This is a genomic window from Cupriavidus phytohabitans (assembly GCF_000426345.1).
Taxonomy (GTDB): Bacteria; Pseudomonadota; Gammaproteobacteria; order Burkholderiales; family Burkholderiaceae; genus Cupriavidus.
The window spans coordinates 33,379-46,031 of record NZ_AUFE01000042.1 but is presented as its reverse complement, the minus strand read 5'-3'; the positions used below and the strand labels follow the sequence as shown (position 1 = coordinate 46,031).

The following is a 12,653-nucleotide window of genomic DNA, read 5'->3' as shown; positions in this document are numbered from 1 at the left end:
AGGAGGTGCTGCCGTGGGAGCGGCCTGTTCAAGGCCGCCGTGCCGGGCATCGGCGTGCCCGGCCAGCTATCGGGAGCGCAAGCGGTGACGGCCTGCCGCAGCGGTTACCAGTAGCGTACCCGGCCCGTATCCAGGTGTACGAATTGCTCGCCCTGGTAAAAACCGACACCGCCGCCCTTCAGCGTCTTCGCGGCATCGCGCAGGTCGTCCAGCGGCACACCGGCCACGCGGATGTCGATGGCCTTGCCGTCCATGTGCAGGCTGTGCCTGGCGACCCCGCCGCCACGCGAGTTCCGCAGGCGTGAATTGGTGGCCGGGCTGCGATACCCCGAGATGACCTGGAACGGTTCGCTGGTACCGAGTTCCCGGCGCACCTGGTACAGCAGGTCGAACAGTTGCGGATCGATCACGCCTACCTGGCCGGAATAGTGGTCGCGCAGGAAACCATTGAGCGACGTGAGTGCCTCGGGCACAAAGTTGTCGCCGACGGCATAGACGAGCTTGATGCGCTCGCCGGTATGGGTGTGGTCGAAAGCCAGCGAGCGCGCATCGGGCAGGCTGGCAAGCGCCTGGCGCGGCGCCAGGGGCATCAGGCCGGCGGCCAGTGCCAGGCCTCCGGTGGTATGTAGAAAGCGGCGGCGTGCCTTGCGCGTCGCATCATTCATGGTACTTCCTCTGCATGTGCTGGGCGCGCCTTACTGCCTGCAGCAGCGGCGCGCGCTATGGCTGGCGGCGAGGGGCGCCCGTTGCGTTGCCGCAGCGCCTTGTCCAGCAGTTTGTCGTGACCGTAGATGTCAGGCAGGAAGGATACACGACCATCGGCCCGGGCGATGACCGTGCCATAGGCCAGCACCACCGGCAGCGGTTGCTGCAGCCTCACCGTGTTCGACTTCCCGCGTGTCATCGCCTCGCGGATACGCTCCTCGTTCCAGTCTGGCATATCCTGCAGCACGAACTGCGCCAGTGCCACTGGGGATTCCACGCGGATGCAGCCGTGACTGAAGTCGCGCCGGTCGCGCTTGAACAACTGCGGCGTCGGGGTGTGGTGCAGGTAGATGTTTTCGTTGTTGGGGAACACGAACTTGATGTCGCCCAGCGCATTCATGGGGCCGGGGCGCTGCCGGATGCGCATGCGGCCATTGAGCACGGCCTCCAGGTTGTCCTCGGACAGCGTGGTCACGGCCTTGCCGTCGCCGGCCACGAACTCGAAGCCCTGCCGGTTGAAATACGCCGGATCGCGCCGCAGCCGGGGCACCGTCTCGCGCTTGGCGATCGATGGCGGCACATTCCAGTACGGGCTGAACTCGATGTAGCGCATGTCTTCCTCGAACAACGGCGTGCGCGTGTCCAGCGCCTTGCCGACGATCACCTTCATCTCCAGCTTGATGTCGAGCTTGCCGTCGCGGATCTCGTAGGCGCGCAGCATGAACTCCGGCACGTTGACCACGATCATGCGCGGGCCATCCAGCGGGGTCCAGCGCATCCGCTCCATGGTCAGTTCGATCTGCCGCACCCGGCTGGCCATGGGCAGATTAAGTTGCGCCAGCGTTCCGGCGCCGACCACGCCGTCGGCCTGCAGCCCGTGCCGCGACTGGAACGCCTTGACGCCGTTGACGAGTGCGCCTTCATAGCGCGCCGGTGGCTTCGTACCGGCCGGCAGGTCGCCCAGCGCCACCAGGCGCGCCGTCAGCGCGGCAGTGCCCGCCCACGGCTGTCCCGGCGTCAGCTTGCCCGCGGGCAGCGCCGGCAGCGCTTGCGCCCAGACCGGCTGCGCGGCGATCTCGCGGTAGCGGGCCAATGCCGCGCGCAGCGTGCCATACAGCGGGAAAGTGGGGGCGGCCTGGCGCACGGCGTCCGGCAGGCGATGCTGCGCGACCGCTTCGCGCAGCACCGTCGCGGCGTCATACGGGCGTTCATCCTGTGGCGCGAAATTGGCCCGGACCGCGCTTGGATTGATACGGCCGCTGTGCAGATCGGCCAGCATGCGCTCCATCGCGGCGCTCAGCGCGGCGTCGAGACGGGCGGCGGCATCCGTTGCGAGCGCCGGCCCGGTGGCCGCCTGGTGCACTGCCTGCCGCAACGCCTCGGCATCGTAGTCGTGGGGATCGAGCCCATCAGCGGCCGAGCTGGACAGCGCGTCGACCGCCTGCCTGGCCTCCGGTATGGGCCTGCCCTGGGCGAACCACAGTGGTCCCTGAGGGGCCGGAGTGGCTTGTGGCACCGAGGCCTGTGGCGCCTGTGGTACTGCTTGTGGCGCTTGTGGGGTCTGGGTCGGCTGAGGCGGCTGGGCCAGGACCGGGGCTCCTAAGGCGCCTGCCAGCAGCAGTGCGGCGAACGCAAGCTTCATGTTGCCGGGACGGCGGCTCGGACGGTCGCCGCCGACGTGACGCGCGCCCAGGCAAAGCGAAGGGAGAGCAGCCTTGGCTGCAGCAAGACCGGCGCCGGTCAGGCGCATGGCGGCTGTCGGGAACGAAGGCATCGTGCGGATGGGCTCGTTTCGTGGCACACGCCCACAGTCTACCCGTCTTGTGGAAGCGGCGTCAGGAGCGCACAGCGGCCGCTTCGCGCCAGCGTCGAATCGGAGCAGATGCCCAGGCAGTCCGCCTCAGACCACATTGAACGACGCAAGTCACCGGTCCGGCTTGTTGAGTAGGCAAATTCAGCCGATTCAATCAGCTTGCTCGGAAGTTTCACACGGTGGGCGTATCGCCATATTCCTACACTGGGCCCGGTTCACAAGGCAATTCCGATGTCCGGATGCAGCCACCGCCTTGGAACGCCCGCGTGTCACGGCAATCGTGCGGCGGCACGCCATCCACAACCAAGAGACCCAACATGAAATTCGCATTTGCACCGGTGGTACTTGCCGCCGGCATCGTCTTCGCGTCGCAATCCGCGCATGCCGTCGACGGCACCATTACCTTCAACGGCAACATCACCCCCAACTCGTGCGAGATCAATGGCAATGGCACCGGCTTGAAGTCGTTCACCGTCACGCTGCCAACGGTGTCCGCAAATACGCTGAACTCGGCGGGTGCGCGCGCCGGCCGCACCCCGTTCACCATTGCGCTGAACTGCGATTTGGCTGCCGGCGCGATCCATACCTACTTCGAACCGGGACCGACCACCGATGCCAGCACCGGCAACCTCGTGATCAACAGTGGCACCGGCACGGCGGGCAATGTGCAGATCGGGCTGCTCAATGCCGACTTCACGCAGATCAAGGCCGGCTTTGCGGACAGCGCCCAGAACTCGCAGGCGGTGCCCCTGGTCAACGGCGCGGCAACCCTGTCCTACTTTGCCGAATACGTCGCCACCGGCCAGGCCACCGCGGGCGCGGCCAATTCCAGCGTGATGTACACCATCGCGTACCCATGACGCCAGCGTTGCTGAGATTTCCCTGAAGGGCAAATCCGATTCCGGGCCTGGCGCACATGTGGCGCGGTCCGGTGCGTCGGCACGCACCATGTTGGCGGCGAGTGCCGCCCCATTTCCCTCTGCTGTGCTTGCCGATCCTGCCAACGACTGGTTCCTCAAGCCCTGTTCTCCAGCCTCACCATGCTGTCCACATCCCTGCGAAACTTGCTGGCCGTCCCCATGGCCGCGCTGGCGTTATCGTGCGCATTGCCCGCCAGCGCCTCCGTCATCGTCGGCGGCACGCGCGTGGTCTATCGCGCCACGGACAAGGAAGTCACGCTAAAACTGACCAACGAAGGGCAATCGCCCGCGCTCACGCAGGCGTGGGTCGATGCCGGGACAGCGACCCCGACGCCTACCTCGATCGAAGTGCCCTTCACCGTCACGCCGCCGATCGCGCGCATCGACCCGGGCAAGGGCCAGACGCTGCGCATCCTCTATACCGGCGAGCCGCTGCCGCAGGACAAGGAATCGCTGTTCTGGCTCAACGTGCTTGAAATCCCGCCGAAGCCGTCCGCCGATGAAGCCGGTGTCAACTCGCTGCAAATGGCTTTCCGTTCGCGCTTCAAGCTGTTTTTCCGCCCCGCCGGGCTGCCAGGCAGTGCTACGGAGGCGCCGTCTGCGTTGCGCTGGGAACTCGGCAGCCGCGACGGCAAGCCCGTGCTGGTGGCCCATAACCCGACGCCGTACCACGTGTCGCCGGTTAGCGTCGAGGTCATCGCCGGCGAGCACCTTGTCAAGGCGACAGACCTCGACCTGATTGCGCCTGGCGCCAGCGCGACCTTCCACCTGGACAGCGACGTCCGCAACCCTGCCGGCGCCACCGTGCGCGTGCACTGCATCAACGACTTCGGCGGCAGGGACAAATTCAGCGCGCCGCTGAGCGCCTCCGGCTCCCGCTAGCCCTCACTCAACCCACGGTCCGTTACGCCCTCTCGGCAGCCGCTGGCTGCCGGGTGCCTGCGTGCGGCCATCGTCGACACGCCGGTGCCATGCCGCCACTCCCTCCCCGCCACGTTCCGTTTCGCCTGCGTCCGTTTCATGCCTTGCTGCTGGCCCTGTTCGCCAGCGGCGCAGGCGCAGCCGGACAACCCGACGCCAGCCCGCGGCCCGCCCGTTCCGTGCAGGACGTGGAGTTCAGCGATACCTTCCTGCAGGGCACTGCGGGCGGCGTTGCGGACCTCAGCCGCTTCAGCAAGGGCAATCCGGCGCTGCCCGGCCATTACCGTGCCGAGTTGTATGTCAACGAAATCTGGCTTGGCCGCGCCGACGTAGAGCTGCGCCAGTCCGGCGACCCCGCTGCCCCTGCGGTGCCGTGCTTCGATCGCAGCCTGCTGGAGCGCATCGGCGTCGACCTGGCCAGGCTGCCGGCCGCGCCATTGCTGGATGGCGACGGCTGCCAGCCGCTGCCAGCGCTGGTCGCCGACGCCACGGCGAGCTTCGACAACGGCGAGCAACGGCTCGACGTCAGCGTGCCGCAGGCTGCGATGGTGCGCCGCGCGCGTGGTTACGTCAGCCCGGAGAACTGGGACGACGGCGTGCCGGCGGCACGCCTGCAATACAACGCCAACGTCTATCACTCCGACGCATCCGGCCTGTCGACCACGCAGGCCTATGTGGGCCTGAACGCCGGCATCAACGTGGGGCCATGGCGCTTCAGCCACCAGGGTAGCCTGAACCGCGACGAACGGCAGGGCACGCGCTACCAGAGCGTGCTGACCAACCTGCAGCGCGCCATTGCGCCCTGGAAAAGCCAGTTGGTGATCGGCGATGCCTTTACCGACGGTACGTTGTTCGACAGCATCGGCTTTCGCGGCGTGCGCCTGGCAAGCGACGAGCGGATGTATCCCGAATCGCTGCGCGGCTATGCACCCATCGTGCGCGGTATCGCGCGCAGCAACGCCCGCGTGCAGGTCCGCCAGCAAGGCAGTATCCTCTACGAAACCACGGTGGCGCCGGGACCGTTCGAGATCGATGACCTGTACCCGACCGGCTATGGCGGCGACATCGAAGTCGTGGTCACCGAGGCGGACGGCAGCGTGCACGTATCGACGATGCCTTACGCCGCCGCGGTGAACGCCCTGCGTGCCGGCCAGAGCCGCTACAGCGTCACCGCGGGCCAGTACCGCAATACCGTGCTGCAGGGCTCGACGCTGCTGCTGCAGGGCACTTACCTGCACGGCTTCACCAATATGGTCACCGGCTACGGTGGCTTCGTGGCTGCGCAAGGCTACGCCGCGATCGCCGCGGGTGCGGCGCTGAACACCGACCTGGGCGCTTTTGGCGCAGACATCACGCATGCCGGCACGCGGCTGCAGGGTCAACCGGACCGCAGCGGCCAGAGCGTGCGGCTGAGCTACAGCAAGCTGGTAGCACCGACCAACACCAATTTTTCGGTAGCGGCATACCGCTACTCCAGCCGCGGCTACCTTGGCCTCGCCGATGCCATGTCCTGGCTCGCGCTTGACCAGGCGGAGCGGCTGCCGAGCCTGCCGACCGCGCGCGGCAAGCTGCAGCTGAGCATCAACCAGGCCTTGCCGCCCGGATATGGCAATTTCTACCTGACCGGGTCGGTGCAGAGCTACTGGCAAGGCAGCGGCACCGTCAGCCAGTTCCAGGCCGGCTACAACAATGCTTACCGCGCCATCGCCTATGGCGTGTCGGCATCGCGGCAGCTGAACGTCACCACCGGCAAGTGGGACACGCGCGTGATGCTGACCGTCGGCCTGCCGCTGGGCAAGTCGGCACGGGCTCCCTACTCGCTTACCAGCGTCGAGCGCGGCTCCGACGGCACCTTCACTGCACAAGAGACGGTGACCGGCACGCTCGGCAGCGACAATGCCTTCAGCTATGCGCTCAATGCCGGCCATAGCGGAGGGGGGGCCGGTAGTGCCAACAGTATCGGGGGCAGCGTCGCCTATATCTCGCCGTTTGCGACAATGACCGCCAACGCGTCCAGGAGTACCGCTTATACGCAGGCCGGCGCAGGCATTTCCGGCGGTATCGTGGCCTATGCGGATGGCGTGGCGTTTTCGCCTTCCCTGGGCGATACGGTCGCGGTGGTCGAGGCCAAGGACGCGGCGGGCGCGCGCCTGGCCAATGGCGCTGGGCTGCGGGTGGACCCGTGGGGCCATGCCGTGGTATCGAACCTGGTGCCATTCGCGCGGAACGAAATTGAAATCGATCCGCAGGGCCTGCCGCTGGAAGTCGCACTCAAGTCGACGCAGCAGCGGATCGCGCCGACCGCGGGCGCCGTGGTGCGGGTGCGCTTCGAAACCGAAAATCCCGGCCGCGCGGCAATCCTGCGCACGCGCCTGCCGGATGGCGCTCCGGTGCCGTTCGGCGCAGAAGTGTTCAATGCCGACGGCAAGCCGGTCGGGACCGTGGCGCAGGCTGGCCGCGTGCTGGTGCGCGGCCTGGCAGCGGACGCCGGCACGCTGACGGCACGGTGGAGCCAGGCCGGCAGCGATACCTGCACGCTGCGCTATGACCTAGGCAAGCCTGGCAACGAGGCGGCGGCGATGGTCGTCAGGGACGCACTTTGCACGCGCTGATGCAGCCGTTCACCAGACCAGTTGGTGGCGCCGCGCATAGTCGACCATTTCCACCAGCGAGCCGACATTGAGCTTGGCCATGATATTGGCCTTGTGCGTGCTGACCGTCTTGCTGCTGATCAGCAGCTCCGCGGCGATCGCCTTGTTGGAGTGGCCGCGCGCCAGATATTGCAGGATGGTGATTTCGCGATTGCTGAGCCGCGGGATGCCCGAGTCGAGCGCATCGCCGAGCTGGCGCGCGGCTTCCAGCGTGTGCATGGGGAACACCAGGTAGCCGCTCAGCACGCCGCGCGCGGCCTGCAGCACCTCGGGCACGCCGCGGTGCTTGACAACGAAGCCGTGCGCGCCGGCTCGCAGCGCCCGCACCGGGGCGGCGGTGGCGTCGGTGCCGGACAGCACCAGCAGGTGTACCGCGGGAAAGGTCGCCGACACGCGCCGGACGAAATCGACGCCGGGATTGCCGAAATACTCGACATCGACCAGCACCAGCCCCGGGCGGTGATCGCGCACCAGCCGGAAGGCATCGCGCACGCCGTCGGCTTCCAGCACTTCGGCGGCATCCAATGCCATCGCCAGTTGGCCGGACAGCGACGTGCGGAACCGGGAAGGCTCGTCGACGATCAGCGCGTGGTGCAATTGGAACTCCTTGACACTTGGGGAATTGCCAAGATTAAGGGCCATGCTGCGTGCTGAAGCGCGGAATACTCGCTGGTCGGGAGCAGCAGAATCTGCGCGGCAGTCGGGCAATTCCGCACGGGTGGACAGCCAGGCGTAGCCAGGCTGTCCCGCGCGTCAGGACTTGGCGGCGTCCGGCGCCGCGGGGAAACAACAGTGGACGGCGAACCCGCCACTCACTCCGTGCCGGCGGGCAGGAAGCGCGGCGCCGGGGCCGAGCGCGGCACTTCGCGCTCGCCCTGCCGGAACATCCGGTAGGTGCCGCGCGCCTGGTTGTGCGGATGGCAGGCGGCCTCATCCAAAGTCAGCACGCGCGCGAAGCAGACATCGGTGCCGCCCAGCAGCGCTTCCCAGTGCTTGCTCGGCTGCGCCGCGATGCAGGCGGCGATGCGCGCCTTCAAAGCGGGCCACTGGGCGCGGTCATATTGCGCAGCGGGATCGACGTCGGCCAGATCCAGCCGTTCGAGCAGTTCGCGGTAGAACTGCGGCTCGAGCGCGCCCAGCGTGATGGCGCGGCCGTCGGCGCAGCGATAGACGTCATAGAACGGCGAATCGTGGAACGGGCTTGGCTGGGGTCCGCCGAGCGTGCCGGCGGCCCGCGACACCTGCACCAGCGAGCCGAGCATGGCAACGATGTCGGTGATCGCCGCATCGACCACGCAGCCCTCGCCGCTGGCACGCGCGCTCAGGATGGCGCTGGTCAGGCCGAAGGCCAGGCCGAGGGCGCCGGTGGCGTCGCCCATCACGGTCGGCGGCACCATCGGCAGCGCATCGTCGCGCGCGGCCATCGACAGCAGGCCGGTCAGCGCGATGTAGTTCAGGTCATGGCCGGCGCTCTGCGCCAGCGGGCCACTCTGCCCCCAGCCGGTCATGCGGCCGTACACCAGGCGCGGATTGCGGGCGTGGCAGGCCTTGGGGCCCAGGCCCAGCCGCTCCATCGCGCCGGGGCGCAGCCCTTCGATCAGCGCATCGGCACCCGCCACGAGGTCGAGCGCCGCGGCGACGCCCTCGGGCGATTTCAGGTTCAGCTGCACTACCTGCTTGCCGTGCTCCAGTTCCATCTCCGGTGGCACGGCCTCGCCGCGCAGGATGCGGCGCGCGTCAGGGACGACCGGCCGTGTCACCAGCGTTACCTCGGCGCCGAGGCCGGCCAGCATGGCGCCGCACAGCGGGCCGGGGCCGATGCCTTCGAATTCCACCACCTTGATGCCGCGCAGGGGCAGCAGCTTGCCATGCTCACTCATTTCCTTGTCTCCGGTTGCCGTGCGCCGGGATCCGGGTCCCGGGCCAGCCTGTGTGGGATGTGTCGTGCGCCGCGTCAGTACGGCTGCCTGCCGGCCAGTCACGGCGCTCGCGAACCATGCTACGCGCCGAGGTGCCGGGGCGGCAATGGCCGAAACTGCCAGCCGGGTTGACGGATTTGCCACGCGGCCGGTTATCGCACGCGAGGCCGTGGCGGCATCGTAGTTTTCCGAACGAACTTGATCTAAGTCGGGTCACAGCGAGAAACTAGCTGCGATGATGGTTTCAGATGGCGCCGACGCCCCCCCGGCGGCAGCGTCAGGAGGTGTTCTTCAACCTGGCTCGTCCCGACAGCCCCCAATCCAGGAGATTCCCGTCATGACCAATATCGTGCTCGCCACCGATGGCTCGGCCTTCAGCGATGCCGCGGCGCGCTTTATCGCCGAAGGCAAGCTGCTGCAGACCGGCTTTACTGTGCATGTTGTGCATGTGGCCCCCGAAGTGAGCGGCCAGGTGCGCGCCTTTGTCAGCAAGGAGACCATCGACGACTGGCACAAGGAGGCCAGCGACAAGGCGATGGCGGGTGTCAGCGAGATCCTGTCGGCGGCCGGCGTGCCGTTCGAGCGGCATGCGCTGCATGGCTTCGCGCCGGAGCGCATCATTGCCTATGCGCGTTCGGTGAATGCAGAAGCCATCGTGATGGGCACGCATGGCCGCGGTTCCTTCTTCGATGCGGTGATCGGTTCGGTGGCCGGACGCGTGCTGGCCCAGGCGGATTGCCCGGTGCTGCTGGTCAAGGCGCCTGAGAAGAAGTAAGGCAGAAGTCAGGCAATCCCAGGACACGCGGCGCGCCCGGCGCCGCGGTTCGTTTTTCAGGCGCCCCACAGGGGCGCTTCGTCCATCAGCGCGACCTGTTCGCGCAGTTCCAGGATGCGGTCCTGCCAGTAGCGGGCCGTGCCGAACCACGGGAACGCGGCCGGGAACGCGGGGTCGGCCCAGCGGCTGGCCAGCCAGGCACTGTAGTGCAGCAGGCGCAGGGTGCGCAGCGCCTCCACCAGCCACAGTTCACGCGTGCGGAATTCGGCAAAGTCTTCGTAGCCGGCCACGATGTCGGCCAGCTGGTCCTGCATCGCCGCGCGGTCGCCCTCCAGCAGCATCCAGATGTCCTGGACCGCCGGCGCCATGCGGCTGTCGTCGAAATCCACAAAATGCGGGCCGGGCGCGCCGTGGCTGCCGCCGCGCGCATCGTCTTCGTCGATCCACAGCACATTGCCGCGGTGGCAGTCGCCATGCACACGCAGCAGCGGCACGTCGCCAGCGCGTTCGTAGCAGCGGCGCACGCCGTCCAGCGCGAGGTCGGCGACCGACTGCCACGCCGGCAGCAGGTCGGCGGGAATGCAGCCGTTGGCCAGCAGCCAGTCGCGCGGGGCAACGCCGAAGGTATCGATATCCAGTGCGGGCCGGGCCTGGTACGGCTGCGTCGAGCCGACGGCATGGATACGGCCGATGAAGCGGCCGAGCCAGGTCAGCGTGTCCTTGCGGTCGAGCGCGGGTTCGCGGCCGCCGCAGCGCGGGAACACCGCAAAACGGAAGCCGGCGTGGTGGCGCAGCGTGCCGGCATCCGGCGCGCCGGTCGGCAAAGCCAGCGCCGGCACGGCCGGGATCTCGGCATCGGCCAGCTGCTGCACGAAGGCGTGTTCTTCCAGGATGGCCGCGTCGGTCCAGCGGCCGGGACGGTAGAACTTGGCGATGACCGGCGCGGCATCCTCGATGCCGGCCTGCCACACCCGGTTCTCATAGCTGTTGAGCGCCAGCAGGCGCCCGTCGGGGCGCAGGCCGGCACTCTCCAGCGCGTCCAGAATCCGCTCAGGCGTCAGGCCGGCATAGGGAATACCGGAATCGGCCGGGGCGGTGGACGCTGTCATGGTGTCAGTCGCGGTTGCGGTTGCCGCCGAGCAGCGCGGCCTGCGGCGCCGGGCGGCGGTTGCGTGCGGGGGCCGGGGCGGCATCGTGCGGCTGGCGTGCCGGCTGGGCGGCGGCGCGCTGCTGGCCGCCCTGGCGCGATGCGCCGTTGCGCGCGCCGCCATTGCCGCCACCTTGGTTGCCGGCGTGGTTGCCGGCGTTGGCGTTGGCGTTGCCACCGCCGCGGCGCTGGCCGCCTTCGGCCTGGCGCTGGCGCGGCTGGCCACCCTGGCCCTGGCGCGGTGCGTCCTGGGCCTGGCGCGGCGCGCGTGCGCGTTGTGCCGGCTCGCCCTCGGCGCTGGCCTGGCGTGGCTGGCTGCGGCCGCGACCTTGACCTTGCCCTTGCCCTTGCCCTTGCCCTTGCCCTTGCCCTTGCCCTTGCCCTTGCCCTTGCCCTTGCCCTTGTCCTTGTCCTTGCCCTTGCCCGCCGCCGCGTTGCTGGCGGCCCTTCTGGATCGGCTCGGGCGCGATGGTCGGGTCGACTTCAAACCCCGGCAGCACAGTCTGCTCGATCTTGCGCTTGATCAGGCGTTCGATATCGCGCAGCAGCGCGTGCTCATCCACGCAGACCAGCGAGATCGCCTCGCCCTCGGCGCCGGCGCGGCCGGTGCGGCCGATGCGGTGCACGTAGTCCTCGGGCACGTTGGGCAGGTCGAAGTTGACCACGTGCGGGAGCTGGTCGATGTCGATGCCGCGCGCGGCGATATCGGTCGCCACCAGCAGCCGCAGCGTGCCGGCCTTGAACTCGGACAGCGCGCGCGTGCGCGCCGACTGGCTCTTGTTGCCGTGGATCGCCAGCGCCGACAGACCGTCCTTGGTCAGTTGCTCGGCCAGGCGGTTGGCGCCGTGCTTGGTGCGGGTGAACACCAGCACCTGGTGCCAGTCGTGCTGGCGCACCAGGTGCGCCAGCAACTCGCGCTTGCGTTCGCGGTCGACCGGGTAGACGCGCTGGTCGACGGTCTCGGCGGTGGTGTTGCGCCGCGCCACCTCGATCGAGGCGGGGTTGTTCAGCAGGCGGTCGGCCAGCGCGCGGATATCGTCCGAGAACGTCGCCGAGAACAGCAGGTTCTGGCGCTTGGCCGGCAGCACGTTGAGGATCTTGCGGATATCGTGGATGAAGCCCATGTCAAGCATGCGGTCGGCTTCATCGAGCACCAGCAGCTCTACCTGCGACAGATCGACGGTGCGCTGGGCCACGTGATCGAGCAGGCGGCCCGGCGTGGCCACCACGATATCGACGCCGCGCTTGAGCTGCTCGATCTGCGGGTTGATACCGACGCCGCCGAACATCACCATGGAGCGCAGGCGCAGGTACTTGCCGTAGTTGCGCACGCTTTCCTCGACCTGCGCGGCCAGTTCGCGCGTCGGCGTCAGCACCAGCGCGCGTACCGGCGGCTTGCCGGCGCGCGGCGCGTTGCCGGCGGCACGGGCCGCGGCGGACTCGGACAGCAGGTGCAGCATCGGCAGGGTGAAGCCGGCGGTCTTGCCGGTGCCGGTCTGGGCGCCGGCAAGCAGGTCGCCGCCCTTGAGGACGGCCGGGATCGCCTGCGCCTGGATGGGAGTCGGTGAGGTGTAGCCCTGTTCGGCCACCGCACGCACAATCTTTTCGGACAAGCCGAGTTCGGAAAAAGACATGAATTGCTGCTTCGGCCATCCCTGCGCACGCGGTGCGCCGAGTGCGGGATGGCTCGCGTAATCGATGTTCGGTATCGGTAACAGGAGCGGCCGGGGGGACCGGCCTGGCGGGCCAATGGCCCGTCCGCGGGAAAGGACGCTAGTGTACCAGTCCATCGCGAGCCGGTT

At 68.3% G+C, this 12,653-nt stretch carries 10 protein-coding genes; 4 read left to right on the top strand and 6 right to left on the bottom strand.

Going from position 1 to position 12,653, the window contains the following annotated elements; genetic code table 11:
• Positions 1-104: 104 nt before the first annotated feature.
• Positions 105-665, bottom strand: a complete 561-nt coding sequence (mepK, locus tag K309_RS0124255) for a peptidoglycan L,D-endopeptidase MepK (protein WP_029048818.1) — start codon at positions 663-665, stop codon at positions 105-107.
• Positions 662-2,455 (bottom strand): L,D-transpeptidase family protein, encoded by a 1,794-nt coding sequence (locus K309_RS37265; protein WP_232232472.1) that lies wholly within the window; start codon positions 2,453-2,455, stop codon positions 662-664. The genes mepK and K309_RS37265 overlap by 4 nt, the downstream gene beginning before the upstream one ends.
• A 380-nt stretch (positions 2,456-2,835) precedes the next feature.
• On the opposite strand from K309_RS37265, the gene K309_RS0124245 reads away from it, so the two are divergent.
• From K309_RS0124245 to K309_RS37260, 3 genes are all read left to right on the top strand, one after another.
• Entirely contained in the window at positions 2,836-3,378 is a 543-nt protein-coding gene (locus K309_RS0124245; protein ID WP_029048817.1) for a fimbrial protein, read from the top strand.
• 180 nt (positions 3,379-3,558) lie between these two features.
• Positions 3,559-4,320 carry a fimbria/pilus periplasmic chaperone gene (locus K309_RS0124240; RefSeq protein WP_198030850.1) on the top strand — a complete coding sequence of 254 codons (762 nt, stop codon included), beginning with the start codon at positions 3,559-3,561 and terminating at the stop codon, positions 4,318-4,320.
• Positions 4,321-4,409: 89 nt separating this feature from the next.
• Positions 4,410-6,971 carry a fimbria/pilus outer membrane usher protein gene (locus K309_RS37260; protein WP_035878311.1) on the top strand — a complete coding sequence of 854 codons (2,562 nt, stop codon included), beginning with the start codon at positions 4,410-4,412 and terminating at the stop codon, positions 6,969-6,971.
• A gap of 9 nt (positions 6,972-6,980) precedes the next feature.
• On the opposite strand, the gene K309_RS0124230 is transcribed toward K309_RS37260, so the two are convergent.
• Positions 6,981-7,607, bottom strand: a complete 627-nt coding sequence (locus K309_RS0124230; protein ID WP_029048815.1) for a response regulator transcription factor — start codon at positions 7,605-7,607, stop codon at positions 6,981-6,983.
• A gap of 215 nt (positions 7,608-7,822) precedes the next feature.
• On the bottom strand, positions 7,823-8,890 hold the full coding sequence (locus tag K309_RS0124225) for a CaiB/BaiF CoA transferase family protein (RefSeq protein WP_029048814.1): 1,068 nt from the start codon (positions 8,888-8,890) through the stop codon (positions 7,823-7,825).
• Between the two features lie 376 nt (positions 8,891-9,266).
• Between K309_RS0124225 and K309_RS0124220 the strand changes: the two genes are divergently transcribed.
• Positions 9,267-9,704 carry a universal stress protein gene (locus K309_RS0124220; protein ID WP_029048813.1) on the top strand — a complete coding sequence of 146 codons (438 nt, stop codon included), beginning with the start codon at positions 9,267-9,269 and terminating at the stop codon, positions 9,702-9,704.
• 56 nt (positions 9,705-9,760) lie between these two features.
• On the opposite strand, the gene K309_RS0124215 is transcribed toward K309_RS0124220, so the two are convergent.
• Together K309_RS0124215 and K309_RS0124210 are read right to left on the bottom strand one after the other, a co-directional pair.
• On the bottom strand, positions 9,761-10,813 hold the full coding sequence (locus tag K309_RS0124215; protein ID WP_029048812.1) for a serine/threonine protein kinase: 1,053 nt from the start codon (positions 10,811-10,813) through the stop codon (positions 9,761-9,763).
• Positions 10,814-10,817: 4 nt separating this feature from the next.
• Positions 10,818-12,485 carry a DEAD/DEAH box helicase gene (locus tag K309_RS0124210; RefSeq protein WP_029048811.1) on the bottom strand — a complete coding sequence of 556 codons (1,668 nt, stop codon included), beginning with the start codon at positions 12,483-12,485 and terminating at the stop codon, positions 10,818-10,820.
• Positions 12,486-12,653: the final 168 nt, after the last annotated feature.